The sequence below is a fragment of the Kitasatospora sp. NPDC034035 genome (assembly GCF_055575755.1).
This window is the reverse complement of sequence record NZ_JBVISA010000004.1, coordinates 258,905-274,321: the sequence shown is the minus strand read 5'-3', so window position 1 is coordinate 274,321 and position 15,417 is coordinate 258,905. Positions and strand designations below refer to the sequence as shown.

The window sequence follows — 15,417 nt, the reverse complement described above, 5'->3', positions numbered from 1 at the left end:
CGGGCGAACTCCCGCCCCGAGCGGCGTCACGGGCGAGCGGGCGAACCCCGCCCCGAGCAGCGTCACGGGCGAGCGGGCGAACCCCGCCCCGAGCCGAAGGGGCGCGCCGGTGCCGAAAGGGAGAAGCGAGGGAGCGAGGCACGAGCGAGGGAGCGCCGACCGTCGGCACCGGATCCCGAGCGCCCCGGAGGCGAGCGGGCGAAACAACAGAGCGAGCCCCTGCCGGAGGTCCGGCAGGGGCTCTTCTACTGCTGTACTCCGCCCGGTCACAGGGCCGGCTGAGCACCACGGAGGTCGTGGTCCGGCGACGCTGCCGGGCGGAGGGCCTCCGACTCATACCCCGGTGCTCCCACACCGGGGTCTCAGTCGCTTACTTGCTCGCGAGTTCCTTGTCGGCGGCCGGCTTGGCGGCCTCGACGGGCTTGGTGGGCGGGGTGACCTCCTGGATCGGAAGCTGCGGCTTCTCCATCTGGGAGAGGCCGACCATCTCGCGCTTCAGGAACATCGCGAGCGTCCAGTCGGTGAAGACGCGGACCTTGCGGTTGAAGGTCGGGACCATCGCACCGTGGTACAGGCGGTGGAACCACCAGGCCGGACGGCCCTTCAGCTTGTACTTGCCGAAGAGGATCGCCACGCCCTTGTGCAGGCCGAGACCGGCGACCGCGCCCAGGTTCTTGTGCTTGTACTCCTTCTGCGGGAAGCCCCGCATGCCGGAGATCACGTTGTCGCCGAGGACGACGGCCTGGCGGCAGGCGTGCTGCGCGTTCGGCGGGCACCAGGCGCCCTCGCCGGAGGCGAGGTCCGGGACCTGGGCGTTGTCGCCGGCGGCCCAGACGTAGTCGAAGCCCTGGACCTGGAGAGTCGGCGCGGTGTCGACGTGGCCGCGCGGGCCCAGCGGCAGGCCGAACTCGGACAGCACCGGGTTCGGCTTCACGCCGGCCGTCCACACGATGGTGGAGGCGTCCATCTCCATGCCGTTCTTCAGCATGACGTGGCCGTCGACGCAGGAGTCCATCGAGGTCTCGATGTAGACCTCGATGTTGCGCTCCTCGAGCTTCTCCTTGGTCCACAGACCGAGGTCCGGGCCCATCTCGGGGAGGATGCGGTTGGCGGCCTCGACCACGACGAAGCGCATGTCGTCGCGGCTGACGGTCCGGTACAGCTTGGACGCGTCGCGCGCCATGTCCTCGATCTCGGCGATCGTCTCGATGCCGGCGAAGCCGCCGCCGATGACGACGAAGGTCAGGGCCTTGCGGCGGACCTCCGCGTCCGAGGTGGACTCGGCCTTGTCGAGCTGGGCCATGACGTGGTTGCGGAGGCCGATGGCCTCCTCGACCGTCTTCATGCCGATGCCGTTCTCCGCCAGACCCGGGATCGGGAAGGTGCGGGAGACCGAGCCGGTCGCGACGACCAGGTACTCGAAGGGCAGCTCGTAGCTGTCGCCGGCCGCGGGCTGGATCGTGGCGACCTTGCGGGCGTGGTCGATGCCGGTGACGGACCCGGTCAGCACCTCCGCCTGCTTGAGGGCGCTGCGCAGCGGCGCGACGAGGTTGCGGGGCGCGACGTTGCCGCCGGCCGCCTCGGGGAGGAAAGGCAGGTACGTCATGTACGACCGCGGGTCCACGACCGTGACGGTCGCTTCGCCGTAGCGCATCTTCTTGAGGATGCGCATCGCGGCATACAGGCCGACGTAACCACCGCCGACAATGAGGATGCGAGGACGCTCCGTGGTGCTCATATCCGAAAGTATCCAGCACCGTCCGGAGCAGCCTTCGTGAGCCCGGTCACAAGCTCATGGACCCCCCGTGCTACACTGCGCGGCCACAAATCCCGCCCAGGCGTGTGTGCTCACACCCCTTCGCGCCCCCTCGCGAACGTGCGCCGGAGCACTACCCTGCTGAGCAGCAACGATCCGTACAGCGCCCGGGTTCCCGCGCATGATTTCGATTTTCAAACCGTGAACGAGCCCTGGCCTGCGATCCAGCGGGCCTCACGCCCGGTAGGCCTTCGGTCCCACAATTCGGACGTAGCGGGCGAGGCGGTGCGCCGAATGACCCGATCGCCATGTGAAGAAATTCACGAACTTTTCCGCACGGGCCCGGGCGCGCCCCGGCCCCGGCTCCCCGCAAGGGGCGCCGGGGCCGGTCGGGTAAGCCCCGCAGCAGGTCAGCGGGCGATACCCCAGGCGATCCCGTCCAGGATGTCGTGCTCGCTCACGACCACCTCGGCGGCACCGGTCCGCTCCATGATCTCCAGCAGCTCCAGCGCCCCGGCCGCGATCACGTCCACCCGGCCCGGGTGCATCGACGGGATGGCCGCGCGCTCGGCGTGGGTCGCGGCCAGCAGCTCGCGGGCGATCCCGGCGACCCGCTCCCGGCTGACCCGCGAATGGTGGATCGCCTCCGAGTCGTAGTCCGACAGACCCTGGGCGATCGCGGACACCGTGGTGACCGTCCCGGCCAGGCCCACCAGGGTGGCCGCACCGGTCAGCGGGACGACCTCCTCGGCCTTGTCCAACTCGGCCCGCACGTGCGCCCGGGCCTCCGCGATCTGCTCCGCGGAGGGCAGCTCGGCGCCGCCGAAGTGCCGCTCGGTGAGCCGCACGCAGCCGATGTCCACCGAGCGCGCCGCCTGCACGTCGTCCGTCCCGAGCACGAACTCGGTCGAGCCGCCGCCGAGGTCGAACACCAGGTACGGGGCCGGGAACTGGTCGCCGGTCAGCTCCTTGGTGGCGCCCAGGAAGGAGAGTCGCGCCTCCTCCTCGCCGCTCACCACCTCGGGCTCGACGCCCAGGATGTCGCGCACGCCCTTGACGTACTCGTCGCTGTTCTCGGCGTCCCGGGAGGCGCTGGTGGCGACGAAGCGGACCCGCTCCGGGCCGACGCCGAAGCCCGAGATGATCTCCTGGTACTCCCGGCAGGCCGCGAAGGTGCGGGCCAGCGCGTCCGGGTGCAACCGGCCCGTCTGGTCCACGCCCTGGCCCAGCCGGTTGACCATCATCCGGCGGTCGAGGTCGGTGATCTCACCGGTCTCCGGGTCCAGGTCGGCGACCAGCAGCCGGATCGAGTTGGTGCCGCAGTCGATCGCGGCCACGCGGGTCATGGTCACTGCGACTCCTGCTGCCCCTCGGCGTCCGGCGCGACGTCATCCGCGGCACGCTTCTTGGCGGCGCGCTCGGCGGTCTTCTGCTGCTTGGCGGCGATCACGGCCTCGTGGTCCTGCTCCTTGGCGCGGTTGCGGGCGACCCGCTCACCGGCGGCCTGGACCTCGGCCGGGGAGACGCACGGGCCCTTGGCCCACCAGTCCTCCAGCATGCCGATCGCCTCGTCTCCGAGCGGGTTGACGCCCTCGCCGGCCGCCAGCGAGTGGCCGACGAGCACGTGCAGGCACTTCACCCGGTCCGGCATGCCGCCGGCGCTCGGGAAGCCCTCCAGCACCTCGATCGCGTCCCGCCGGGCGATGTAGTCCTCGTGCGCCTTCTGGTAGGCGGCGGCCAGCTCCGGGTCCTCGGCGAGCCGGGCGCTCTGGTCCTTCATCACGCCGTCCGCCTCCAGGGTGCCGATCAGCGAGGCGGCCTTGGGGCAGGTCAGGTAGTACAGCGTCGGGAACGGCGTGCCGTCCGGCAGGCGGGGGGCCGTCTCCACGACGTCCGGGTTGCCGCAGGGGCAGCGGTGCGCCACGCCGCGCAGGCCGCGCGGCACCCGGCCGAGCTGGGCGGCGATGGCCGCGACGTCGGCGTCGGAGACGGTGGGGTGGTTCTCAGTGGTCATGGGGGGAGGTGTCTCCAACGGAGGACGGTGGGAGCGGAAGGGGGGTGGCGGGGGCGGGTGCGGCGGCGTCGGCGGCGTCGACCGAGTCCCAGATGCTGGTGTACCAGGGCTTGGCGGCCATCGCCTGACCGGCCGCCACACCGGTGGCGGGGGCGCCGGCGGCGGACGAGGAGGGCTTGGCCGAGGCCTGGCCCGCCGGGTCCACCGCGATGTACGGGGTCTCCCCCGGCACCGCGTAGTGCAGCCGGGCGCGCGCCTGCGCCTTGACGAACTCCGGGTCCTGCCAGCGGGCCTTGTCCCGGCGCAGCTGCTCGACCTGCTGGCGCGCGTGGTCGGCCTTCGCCCGCTGGGCGGAGATCTCGGCGCGCTGGGAGATGAACTGCCGCGTCGGGTAGGCGAGGATCGCCACCAGCGAGCAGAGCACCAGGACGAGGACGGTCGCCCGGCTCGTGAACCGAGGCCGGGCCGCCAAGCCCGGGATCCTCCAGCCTGCCATCTCCCGTATCCCCTCCTGGTCGCGACGGTGCCCCGCCGTCCACCCTACGGGGTGAAAGGCGGGGCACCGGTCAGGCTGGCGCTCAGCAGCCCTCGTGCTCACTGGTGTGCGGAGCGACTGCGCTCGTCACTCCGCGGAGCGACTGTGTTTGTTACTCCGCGGAGCGGAAGCGCGGGAAGGCGCCGCGGCCGGCGTACTCGGCGGCGTCGTCGAGGATCTCCTCGATGCGCAGCAGCTGGTTGTACTTGGCGACGCGCTCGGAGCGGGCCGGGGCACCGGTCTTGATCTGACCGCAGTTGGTGGCGACGGCCAGGTCGGCGATGGTGACGTCCTCGGTCTCGCCGGAGCGGTGCGACATCATGCAGCGGTAGCCGTTGCGCTGGGCCAGCTCGACGGCGTCCAGGGTCTCGGTCAGCGAGCCGATCTGGTTCACCTTCACCAGCAGCGCGTTGGCGGTGCCGGTCTCGATGCCCCTGGCCAGGCGGGCCGGGTTGGTGACGAACAGGTCGTCGCCGACCAGCTGGACCTTGTCGCCCAGCTTGACGGTCATGGCCTTCCAGCCGTCCCAGTCCGACTCGTCCAGCGGGTCCTCGATGGAGACCAGCGGGTACGACGCGACCAGGTCGGCGTAGTACTCGATGAGCTCGGTGGAGGTGAGCGCCTTGCCCTCGAACTGGTAGGCGCCGTCCTCGTAGAACTCGGAGGCGGCGACGTCCAGGGCCAGCGCGACGTCACGGCCGGGCACGTAGCCGGCCTTCTGGATGGCCTCGGTGATCAGGTCCAGGGCCTCGCGGTTGCTGTCCAGGTTCGGCGCGAAGCCGCCCTCGTCGCCGAGGCCGGTGGACAGGCCACGCTCCTTCAGCACGCCCTTGAGGGTGTGGTAGACCTCGACGCCCCAGCGGACGGCCTCGGAGAAGGACTCCGCGCCGATCGGAGCGATCATGAACTCCTGGATGTCGACGTTGGAGTCCGCGTGCGAGCCGCCGTTGAGGATGTTCATCATCGGGACCGGCAGGACGTGCGCGTTCGGGCCGCCCAGGTAGCGGAACAGCGGCAGGTCGCTGGCCTCGGAGGCGGCGTGGGCGACGGCCAGCGAGACGCCCAGGATGGCGTTGGCGCCGAGCGAGGACTTGTCCGGGGTGGCGTCCAGGTCCAGCATGGCCTGGTCGATCAGGCGCTGCTCGGTGGCGTCGTAGCCGACCAGCTCCGGGCCGATCTGCTCGATGACGGCCAGGACGGCCTTCTCCACGCCCTTGCCGAAGTAGCGGTTCTTGTCACCGTCGCGCAGCTCCAGCGCCTCGAAGGCGCCGGTGGAGGCACCCGACGGGACAGCGGCACGACCCGTGCTGCCGTCGTCGAGGCCGACCTCGACCTCGACCGTGGGGTTGCCGCGCGAGTCGAGGATCTCACGGGCTACGACGACATCGATGGACGGCACGAGGCATCTCCTTGCGGAAGCAGGTCCGGCTGACGGTGGTGCTGTCAGCAGGACGATTGCGGAGTCGTTACGGACCAGAGCCTAGCCGCCCAGGCTCCCGGGGCCACGTCCGCCTCGGTCTCGTCTCAGCGTGTGGCCCCGCTACCCACCAGTAGTTCACCTGCTTGTCCCAGCTTGTCCCACTGAAGCGGGCGAATGCGGACGAAGGGGGCCGGCGGGCCCAACCCCCTTCGCGCGTCGGCCTTCACGCGTCGGCTCAGCCGAGGTGCAGCACCTGGCCGGGCAGGATCAGGTTCGGGTCGCCGCCGACGGTCCCGTGGTTCTGCTCGTACAGCGCGTGCCAGCCGCCGGACACGCCCTGCGCGGCGGCGATGGTCGACAGGGTGTCACCGTCGCGGACGGTGTAGTCGTGGCCGGACGCCGGAGCGGCCTGCGGCGCGTACTGCTGCTGCGCGGCCTGCGGGGCGTACTGCTGCGCGGCGGCGTGGCCCGCGTACTGCTGGTAGACGCTCTGGTGGCTGGTCCAGTACCAGGCGCCGTTGTTCTGGTACCAGTACACCTTCGCGTCCGCGTCCCAACCGCCCTGGCCGGAGAGGCCGTGGGCCTGCGGCTGCGCCTGCTGCTGCGGGGCGGCCTGCTGCACCGGCTTCTGGGCAGGCTTCTGCGCGGCGGGCTTCTGGGCGGCCGGGTTCTGAGCCGGCTTGGCGGCGGGCTTCTGGGCCTGCTGCGCGGGGGCGGACTGCGGCTTGGCGTCCGAGGAGGTGTCGACCGCGGCCGGGGCACCGCCCTTGCTCAGGCCCGCCTTCTTCGAGCAGACCGGCCAGGCGCCCGGGCCCTGCGAGGCGAGCACCTTCTCGGCGACCGAGATCTGCTGCGCCCGGCTGGCCTGGTTGGCCTGCGGCGCGTACGCGGTGCCGCCGTACGCCTTCCAGGTGCCGGAGGTGAACTGCAGGCCGCCGTAGAAGCCGTTGCCGGTGTTGATGCTCCAGTTGCCGCCGCTCTCGCACTGGGCGACGGAGTCCCAGGCGGAGGCCGGTGCGGCGGAGGCGCCGGTGGCGGTGAGGAGCGGCATCGCGAGTCCGACGCCGGCCACACCGGCGACGGCAATGGCCTTCTCGGTCTGGGTACGACGGCGGTGACGACCGGTTCCAACGAACAGCATGAAGAGGTCCCTCTCCGCACGCCTGCGAGGTGAGCTGTCGGGTTCGGACCGGGAGGTGGCCCGGCCGCCGTACGCGGAAACGATTCCGCTCAGGCGGCTTCACCCCAAGCCGTGGGAAACGGCAACAAACCTGGTTCCCCCGCCCCTGCCCAGGGTTCTGGTCGGTTTCCCGTGACGCGGCGGGCAGGATTCGGCGTTCCGCGCACGAGGTCCGCAGCTGCGAACTCCAGGGAGAGTAGACAGATCCTCAGACCAATCACAAGCTCATATCACCGATATCACACAGAAATTACGGCGCGTGCCCGATCGCCTACCAACGGCGCCGCTATGTCCGGATTGATGGGCGTTCACACCTGAACCGGAAGACCCCGGGCGACGTTCCGTCAGCGTGTCGCCCGGCGTTTCGTCATCTTGTGTCAGTTTGTCAGGGGCGCATAAGGGGTGTCGGGGGCGTATGCGGAGGCGTATGCAGGGGCGTATGCGGGGAGCGACTCTCCGGACTGAATTCGACCGGAAGTTCCCGCAGTCCACGCATGATCAGACCGCCGCGCCAGCGCAGATTCTCCGGGCTTTCCGCGAGCCGCAGATCGGGCAGCCGGGAAAGCAGTGTGGCCAGGGCGGCACGCCCTTCCAGGCGGGCCAGCGGGGCGCCGATGCAGTAGTGGATGCCGTGCCCGAACCCCAGGTGGGGATTGTCAGTCCGGGCCAGGTCCAGGGTGTTCTCGTCCGCGAACCGGGCCGGATCGCGGTCCGCGGCGGCCAGCACCACCAGCACCGGGTCACCGACCGGGATGTCCACCCCGCCGATGGTCAGCGGCCGCGTCGCGAACCGCCAGGTCGCCATCTCCACCGGCCCGTCGTAGCGCAGGAGTTCCTCGATCCCCGTCTCCAGCAGCGCGTGCTCCCCGCGCGCCACCGACTCCTGCAGCGACCGGCGCTGCCCCGGATTGCGCAGCAGCGCGTACATCCCGTTGCCGATGAGGTTCACGGTCGTCTCGAAACCGGCGAAGAGGAGGATGAAGGCCATTGCCGCGGCCTCGTTCTCGGTCAGGTGCTCGCCGTGGTCGCTCGCCCGGATCAGACCCGAGATCAGGTCGTCCCCGAGGTCCGCCCGCTTGCGGTGGATCAGCTCCAGCAGGTACGCCCGCATCCGCTTCACCGCTCGCCCCACGCCGCCGCGTTGGCCGCCGCCGTGGCGGATCATCATGCCGGCCCAGTCGCGGAAGTCGTCCTGGTCCTCGGCCGGCACGCCCAGCAGGTCGCAGATCGCGTAGATGGGGAGCGGGAAGGCGAACTCGTGGATGAGGTCCGCCGAACCGCGCTGCGCGAAGCCGTCGATCAGCCGGTCCGTGAGCTGCTGCACCCGCGGCTCGAACTCGGCCACCCGGCGCGGGGTGAACGCCTTCGACACCAGTCGGCGCAGCCGCGTGTGGTCCGGCGGGTCGATGTTCAGCAGGTGCGTCATCAGGTCCGCCTGCCGCTCCCCCGGGATGCCCACCCGGCCGGTGCGGTGCGCCTGCTCACTGTGGTGCGCCGGGTTCTTCGACAGCCGGCTGTCCGCGAGCGCCTGCCGGGCGTCCGCATACCTGGTCACCAGCCAGGCCTCGACACCGCTCGGCAGCTTGGTGCGGTGCACCGGGGCGTGCTCGCGCAGCCAGGCGTAGGCGGGGTACGGATCGGTGGCGAACTCCCAGGTGAACAGCTGCGGAGCGGCGGCGTCGGGCTGCTCGGGATCGTCGGACGGCGCGGCGGCCGGCTGCGCGGCGGCGGGCTGGGCGGGGTCGTCGGACGGCGCGGCGGCGGGCCGGGCGGAGTCGGGCTGAGCTGGCATGGGTCGACCGTATCCGGTGGGTGCGCGCCCCCCTTCCTCAACGGCTCGCGACCCCCGCGTCAACGGCGTGCGACGGGCGCGCCAACGCTCCGTGGACGACCCGTGGACGGTCCGTGGACAGCTCTTGGAAAGCTCTTGGCCGGACGCCGGGCGTGAGCCTGGTCACCTGAGGGGTAATCCCTGTTGCGGAGGGTCAGGACCTGCCTACGATCCTCCGCAGTACGCGTGGGCGCCGGTGCGGTGTCGCCCACAGGGAGGAGCAGACCATGCGGGTCAGCGGGTCAGTCGTCGTCATCGCGGTACTCGACGGCGGGTCGGGCGCCGGCCTCGCCCGCCGGTTCGCCGCGGCCGGCGCCGCCGGAATGCTGATCGCCGACCAGCACGTCGGCATCGCCGAGGACCTCGCCGCCGAACTCGACCGGCCGGGCTGCCCCGTCGTCGGCGTCTCCGGCGACATCCGCCGCCCCAGCGACGTCGCCGCCCTCGTCGACACCGCGGAGAAGCACCTCGGACCGATCGACCTCTTCGCCGTCGCCGGCCCCGACGGCGAGCGGATCGTCTCCCTCGCCGACCTGCCCGACCACCTCGACCTGGAACGCCTCGCCGAACTCGTCGTCCTCGTCGGCGAGGCCATCGGGGAACTCGTCCCGCCGCAGCGGCGCCCGATGGAGAGCACCGCCACGGCGGCCTGAGCGCCTACTCCCCGTCCGGCTCCCGGTCGGGCTCTCCACCAGGCTCTCCGCCCGGTTCTCCGGCCGGTTCTCCGATGGGTTCTCCACCAGGCTTGAGGCCCTCGGCCGCGCGTACCGCGTCCCGGTAACCGCGCGCGGCCGAGCGCAGCGCCGCGTCCACGTCCACCCCGGCGTCGTGCGCCCGCTGCGCCACCGCGAGCAGCAGTCGGCCCGCCGACTCCGCGGTCAGCTCGGCCGGCAGCTCGTACGGCTCGTCCGGCACGGTGCGGACGCCCGCCCGGCGCACCCGGGACACCAGCTTCGCCGCGTACGCCAGCGCGGGCAGCCCGGCCGGCACACCGTCCAGCACCGACTCGCGGTCCGCCTTCTCCGCGGCCTTCAGCTGCTCCCAGTTCGCCTCCACCTCGGCGGCGCCCTCGGCCTCGACATCCCCGAACACGTGCGGATGCCGGTACATCAGCTTCTCGACGATGTCGCCCGCCACGTCGTCGACGGTGAACGGATCGGTCGGGTGCTCCTCGGCGATCCGGGAATGGAAGAACACCTGGAGCAGCACGTCACCCAGTTCCTCGCGCAGCGTCCCCCGGTCCCCCTCCTCGATCGCCTCGACCAGCTCGTACGCCTCCTCGACCAGGTACTTCACCAGACTCTCGTGCGTCTGCTCGGCGTCCCACGGGCAACCGCCCGGCGAGCGGAGCCGGTCCATCACCGTCACCAGGTCCAGCAGCCGCGCCCCCGGCAGGTCGTACGAGCCCGGCAGCACCTCGATCTCCGGCACCTCACCGGCCCGCTCCACCGCCAGCCGCGCCAGCGCGTCCGTCAGCCCCGGATCCCCGTCCGGGCTGCCCAGCCACACCGTCGCCCCGGCCCCGGCGGGCTGCCCGGTCAGCAGCCGCGCCAGCGCGGGCGCCGACCCGGCCGCCACCACCTCCACCGCCACCCCGGCCTGCCGCACCGCCGCCACCTGCGGATGCCCCTCGTCCGCCACCAGCACCCGCCCCGCCGACCGCAACGCCTCCCACGCCGGCCACGCCAGCAACCCGGGAGCCACCCGGTGGGTCGTGGTCAGCAGAATCAACTTGGCGCCGGGAACATTCGTCGTCACACCTCGAACCTACCCGCCCACCCCCACCCCCGGCGGCCCTCACCCCACCCGCCGCACCACACCCTGCCCCACCACATCCCGGACATCGATGTCCTGCTCCCGAGACCGCCGATCATCCCCCGCACAGGAAGTCGGACCCGCCGACTTCCCACTCCCCAGCCGACGCCGGGGTGGCTGGGGGTGGCTGGGGGCCAGGGGGCGGGGTGCTGGGGGTGGAGGGTGGAGAGGGACTGGCGGAGGCGGCGGACGGTGGGGTGGTGGGGGCCGTCGCGACGTTCGCGGTCGAGGAGGAGGGGGAGCAGCCACTGCCGGGCGTTCTGGGGGGCGCCGGTGGCGGCGAGGTGGAGGCCGATGCGTTCGCGGAGGTCGTAGGCGCGCTCCAGGTCGCCGTCGAGGCCGGATTCGAGGCGGGCGGTGTGGGCGGTGAGAAGAGCCTGATACTCGGCGAGGGCGTCGGCGCCGTGGCCGAGGTGTTCGAGGCAGATGGCGGCGCGGTAGCGGTGGTCGAGGCCTTGGGGGCCGTGCGGGCCGCCGTCGGCGGTGGCGGCGAGGCGGCGGTACTCGGGGAGGGCCTGCTGGGGGTGGCCCTCGTGGAGGAGGGTGCGGGCGTAGATGGTGCGGATGGTGCGCACCAGGGGTGCGGCGCCGCCGAGTTCGGCCTCGGCACGGGGCAGCAGGCCGGCCGCGAGGCCGAGGACCTCGGTGTGGCGGCCGGCGTCCACGAGGTCGGAGAGGCGGGCGCACTGGGCACCCAGGTCGGGGAACGACGGCGGCGGAGTGGCGGGGGCGGGCGGCACGACGGATGCGGGCGGGACGGCCGGGACGGGCGTCCGCAGGAAGGGGCGGGGCTCCGAGCGGACCGGTGGCGCGGCCGGGGCAGCGGCGGCGGCCGCGAACATCGCCCCCGGCGAGAACGCTCTCGGCTTCGTCACCTTCGAGGTGCCGAAGGACGCCAAGCTCGACAAGGCCCAGTTCGGCCTCGACAGCGGCTTCGCCCCGCAGACCGGCCAGTGGAAGCTCGGCTGACAGCCCTGTTCACAGCCGTCGCCGCCGAGGCCCGCACACAGAACGGCGGCCCCGGGCCGAAACCCGAGACCGCCGTGAACCATCGCCCGGCAGGCGCTACTTCTTCGCCCCCGCCAGGTCGTCGAACATGGCCGACAGGAACTCGCTGCACCAGCTGAGCAGTTCCCGGCCGACCAGCGGCTTGCCGCCGATCCGCCCGGTGCTCGGTCGCGGCACCAGCAGCTGCTGGGCCGCCGCCTTGACCTGGCTGCGCGGGTAGAGCCGGTTCAGCCGCAGCTGCTGGGACTCCCGCAGCTCCACCGGCCCGAAGCGGACATTGGAGCCCTGCAGGGTGATGTCCGAGATGCCGCACCGGCGGGCGTACAGCCGCAGCGCCGCGACCATCAGCAGGTTCTCCACCGCCTCGGGCAACTTGCCGTAGCGGTCCACCAGTTCGTCCCGGACGTGCGTGATGTCGTCCTCCGAGTTGACCGCCGCGATCGAGCGGTACGCCTGCAGCCGCAGCCGCTCGCCGGGCGCGTAGTCGTGCGGCACGTGCGCGTCGACCGGCAGCTCGATCTTCACCTCCAGCGGCTCCTCCTCCGGCTCCCCGCCGCCCGCCAGCGACTCGCGGAACTCGGCCACCGCCTCGCCGACCATCCGCATGTAGAGGTCGAAGCCGACGCCCGCGATGTGCCCGGACTGCTCGCCGCCGAGCAGGTTGCCGGCGCCGCGGATCTCCAGGTCCTTCATCGCGACGTACATGCCGGCACCCATCTCGGTGTGCTGGGCGATGGTGGCCAGGCGCTCGTGCGCGGTCTCGGTGAGCGGCTTCTCCGGCGGGTACAGCATGTACGCGTAGCCGCGCTCGCGACCGCGTCCGACCCGGCCGCGCAGCTGGTGCAGCTGGGAGAGGCCGAAGGTGTCGCCACGCTCGACGATCAGGGTGTTGGCGTTGGAGATGTCGATGCCGGACTCCACGATCGTGGTCGACACCAGGACGTCGAACTCCTTCTCCCAGAAGTCGACGACGACCTTCTCCAGCTGGGTCTCCCCCATCTGCCCGTGCGCGGTGGCGACCCGCGCCTCGGGCACGAGGTCCTTCAGCCGGGCGGCGGCCTTGTCGATCGACTCCACCCGGTTGTGGATGTAGAACACCTGGCCCTCGCGCAGGAGTTCACGCCGGATCGCGGCCGAGATCTGCTTCTCGTCGTACGGTCCGACGAAGGTCAGCACCGGGTGCCGCTCCTCCGGCGGGGTGGTGATGGTGGACATCTCGCGGATGCCGGTGACCGCCATCTCCAGGGTGCGCGGGATCGGGGTCGCGGACATGGTGAGCACGTCCACGTTGGCCCGCAGCTTCTTCAGCTGTTCCTTGTGCTCGACGCCGAACCGCTGCTCCTCGTCGACGATGACCAGGCCGAGGTCCTTGAACCTGGTCTCGGAGGAGAACAGCCGGTGGGTGCCGATGACGACGTCCACCGAGCCCTCGAACAGCCCTTCCAGGACGGCCTTGGCCTCGCTGTCGGTCTGGAAGCGGGACAGCGCCTTCACCGTCACCGGGAAGTTGGCGTACCGCTCGGCGAAGGTCGAGAAGTGCTGCTGCACCAGCAGCGTGGTCGGCACCAGCACTGCCACCTGCTTGCCGTCCTGCACCGCCTTGAACGCGGCCCGCACCGCGATCTCGGTCTTGCCGTACCCGACGTCGCCGCAGATCAGCCGGTCCATCGGGACGGACTTCTCCATGTCGGACTTGACCTCGGCGATGGTGGTCAGCTGGTCCGGCGTCTCCGCGTACGGGAAGGCGTCCTCCAGCTCGCGCTGCCACGGGGTGTCCGGCCCGAAGGTGTGGCCGGGGGCGGCCATCCGGGCCGAGTACAGCTTGATCAGGTCGGCGGCGATCTCCTTGACCGCCTTCTTGGCCCGCTGCTTGGTCTTCGCCCAGTCCGCGCCGCCGAGCCGGTGCAGTGTCGGGGCCTCGCCGCCGACGTACTTGGTGACCTGGTCGAGCTGGTCGGTCGGCACGAACAGCCGGTCGCCGGGGTGGCCGCGCTTGGCGGGGGCGTACTCCAGCACCAGGTACTCGCGGGTGGCGCCCTGGACGGTGCGCTGCACCATCTCGACGTACTTGCCGACGCCGTGCGCCTCGTGGACGACGTAGTCGCCGGCGGCGAGCGCCAGCGGGTCGATCGCGTTGCGGCGGCGCGAGGGCATCCGGCGCATGTCCTTGGTGGAGGACCGCTGGCCGGACAGGTCGGTCTCGGTGATGACCGTGAGCTTCAGCGCCTCGTCCACGAAGCCGTGCTCGATCGAGCCGCAGGAGACGTGGACGACGTCCCGGGTGGGCGCCTCGGCGAGGTCGGCGACCAGGCGGGCCGGGATGCCCTCGTTGCCCAGCACCTCGGCGAGCCGCGAGGCCGGCCCGTGCCCCTCGGTCACCATGACGACCCGCCAGTCGGCGGCCAGCCGCTCCTTGGCGTCGGCGATCGCCCGGGCCGTGTCACCCCGGTAGGCCTCGACGGCGTGCATTCCGAGGGTCAGGGTGTTGGCGTCGAACTCCAGCACCTCGTTCACCGAGGACTCGCTGGTCGCGAACGGACTGACGGACCACCAGGGCAGCCCGATCTCGGCGGCGTGCTCGCGCACCTCGGCCAGCGAGCGCAGCGAGGCGGCGGAGACGTCGATCGTCTCCAGGTCGATCGGACGGTCCCCGCCCGACGCGGCCGCGACCCAGGAGGCGTGCAGGAACTCCTGGCTGGTCGCCACCAGGTCGGCGGCCCGGGTGCGGACCCGCTCGGGGTCGCAGACCACCGCGACCGAGCCGAGCGGCAGCACGTCGACCAGCAGCTCCATGTCGTCCACCAGCACCGGCGCCAGCGACTCCATGCCCTCGACCGCGATGCCCTCGGCGATCTTGTCCAGGATCTCGGCCAGCCCGGGGTGCTGCGCGGACAGCTCGGCGGCCCGCGCCCGCACCTCGTCGGTGAGCAGCAGCTCGCGACAGGGCGGCGCCCACAGGCCGTGCTCGGCGATCTCCAGAGAGCGCTGGTCGGCGACCTTGAAGTACCGGATCTCCTCGACCTCGTCGCCCCAGAACTCCACCCGCAGGGGGTGCTCCTCGGTCGGCGGGAAGACGTCCAGGATGCCGCCGCGGACGGCGAACTCGCCGCGCTTCTCGACCAGTTCGACGCGCGCGTAGGCGGCCGCGGCGAGCCGGCGGGCCACCTCCTCCAAGTCGTGCGACTCTCCGCGCCGGACAGCCACCGGCTCCAGCTCGGCCAGCCCCTTGACCTGCGGCTGCAGCACCGAGCGGACCGGGGCGACGACCACCTGCACCGGCCCGGCCGCCGGATCGTCCGCCCGCGGGTGCAGGATCCGGCGCAGCACGGCCAGCCGTCGGCCGACGGTGTCCGAACGGGGCGACAGCCGCTCGTGCGGCAGCGTCTCCCAGGCCGGGAACTCGGCGACGGCGTCGGGGGGCAGCAGCGAGCGCAGCGAGGCGGCCAGGTCCTCGGCCTCCCGGCCGGTCGCGGTGACGGCGAGCACCGGACGGCCCCGCTCCCCGGCGGCCTGCCCGGCGAGCGCCCGGGCCAGCGCGGCAATGGCGAACGGCCGGGCGGCGGGCGGTCCGACCAGGTCCAGGTGGCGGCGGCCGCCGGCCGCGGCTCCGATGGCGGTGGCCGCCTCGATCGCCTCGGCGAGCGCCGCGTCCCGCGCGACGACATCGAGCAGTCCGGTCAGGCTCATCTGGGGTCTCTTCTTCGTGCCGTGGCTGGAGCTGCCCCCGGGCGGCAAGGCCCCGCCAGGGCAACGCGAACGGCCCGGCGCGCCGAGCGGCCGGGGGTCTCCAGCCTACGCCGCGGCACGGACACGCACGCGGCGTACGGCCCCGGCGGGGCCGGGCGGCAGCGAACCGCC

Annotated in this window: 11 protein-coding genes, 1 pseudogene and 1 riboswitch; of the genes and pseudogenes, 2 read left to right on the top strand and 10 right to left on the bottom strand. The window is 72.1% G+C overall.

Annotation, left to right across the window (positions count from 1 at the left end):
• Positions 1-370: 370 nt before the first annotated feature.
• The 7 genes and pseudogenes from ACZ52J_RS08040 to ACZ52J_RS08010 form a co-directional block, all read right to left on the bottom strand.
• Positions 371-1,738 carry an NAD(P)/FAD-dependent oxidoreductase gene (locus ACZ52J_RS08040; protein WP_360509555.1) on the bottom strand — a complete coding sequence of 456 codons (1,368 nt, stop codon included), beginning with the start codon at positions 1,736-1,738 and terminating at the stop codon, positions 371-373.
• 428 nt (positions 1,739-2,166) lie between these two features.
• Complete coding sequence (locus ACZ52J_RS08035; protein ID WP_465616895.1) at positions 2,167-3,102, bottom strand: Ppx/GppA phosphatase family protein; 936 nt, start codon at positions 3,100-3,102, stop codon at positions 2,167-2,169.
• Between the two features lie 152 nt (positions 3,103-3,254).
• A pseudogene (locus ACZ52J_RS08030) lies at positions 3,255-3,788 on the bottom strand (DUF501 domain-containing protein); the annotation flags it as partial.
• A complete protein-coding gene (locus ACZ52J_RS08025; protein WP_465616734.1) occupies positions 3,760-4,242 on the bottom strand; it encodes an FtsB family cell division protein in 483 nt (160 codons plus the stop codon). The gene ACZ52J_RS08025 and the pseudogene ACZ52J_RS08030, both read right to left, overlap by 29 nt.
• A gap of 175 nt (positions 4,243-4,417) precedes the next feature.
• Positions 4,418-5,704, bottom strand: a complete 1,287-nt coding sequence (eno, locus tag ACZ52J_RS08020) for a phosphopyruvate hydratase (RefSeq protein ID WP_360509559.1) — start codon at positions 5,702-5,704, stop codon at positions 4,418-4,420.
• A 256-nt stretch (positions 5,705-5,960) separates the two neighbouring features.
• The gene (locus ACZ52J_RS08015; protein ID WP_465616732.1) at positions 5,961-6,866 is read right to left on the bottom strand and encodes a LysM peptidoglycan-binding domain-containing protein; all 906 of its coding nucleotides are present in this window, start codon (positions 6,864-6,866) and stop codon (positions 5,961-5,963) included.
• Between the two features lie 5 nt (positions 6,867-6,871).
• Positions 6,872-7,039: riboswitch (cyclic di-AMP (ydaO/yuaA leader) on the bottom strand.
• Positions 7,040-7,290: 251 nt separating this feature from the next.
• The gene (locus tag ACZ52J_RS08010) at positions 7,291-8,697 is read right to left on the bottom strand and encodes a cytochrome P450 family protein (RefSeq protein ID WP_465616730.1); all 1,407 of its coding nucleotides are present in this window, start codon (positions 8,695-8,697) and stop codon (positions 7,291-7,293) included.
• A gap of 266 nt (positions 8,698-8,963) precedes the next feature.
• Here ACZ52J_RS08010 and ACZ52J_RS08005 point away from each other — a divergent pair, with 266 nt between their 5' ends.
• The gene (locus ACZ52J_RS08005) at positions 8,964-9,389 is read left to right on the top strand and encodes an SDR family NAD(P)-dependent oxidoreductase (protein ID WP_360509565.1); all 426 of its coding nucleotides are present in this window, start codon (positions 8,964-8,966) and stop codon (positions 9,387-9,389) included.
• 4 nt (positions 9,390-9,393) lie between these two features.
• On the opposite strand, the gene ACZ52J_RS08000 is transcribed toward ACZ52J_RS08005, so the two are convergent.
• A complete protein-coding gene (locus ACZ52J_RS08000; protein WP_465616728.1) occupies positions 9,394-10,494 on the bottom strand; it encodes a nucleoside triphosphate pyrophosphohydrolase in 1,101 nt (366 codons plus the stop codon).
• On the bottom strand, positions 10,491-11,291 hold the full coding sequence (locus ACZ52J_RS07995; RefSeq protein ID WP_465616726.1) for a tetratricopeptide repeat protein: 801 nt from the start codon (positions 11,289-11,291) through the stop codon (positions 10,491-10,493). Before ACZ52J_RS07995 ends, ACZ52J_RS08000 begins: the two co-directional genes overlap by 4 nt.
• Between ACZ52J_RS07995 and ACZ52J_RS07990 the strand changes: the two genes are divergently transcribed.
• Complete coding sequence (locus ACZ52J_RS07990; RefSeq protein WP_465616724.1) at positions 11,272-11,520, top strand: hypothetical protein; 249 nt, start codon at positions 11,272-11,274, stop codon at positions 11,518-11,520. The genes ACZ52J_RS07995 and ACZ52J_RS07990 overlap by 20 nt on opposite strands.
• 96 nt (positions 11,521-11,616) lie before the next feature.
• On the opposite strand, the gene mfd is transcribed toward ACZ52J_RS07990, so the two are convergent.
• Positions 11,617-15,246 carry a transcription-repair coupling factor gene (mfd, locus tag ACZ52J_RS07985; protein WP_360509570.1) on the bottom strand — a complete coding sequence of 1,210 codons (3,630 nt, stop codon included), beginning with the start codon at positions 15,244-15,246 and terminating at the stop codon, positions 11,617-11,619.
• Positions 15,247-15,417 lie beyond the last annotated feature (171 nt).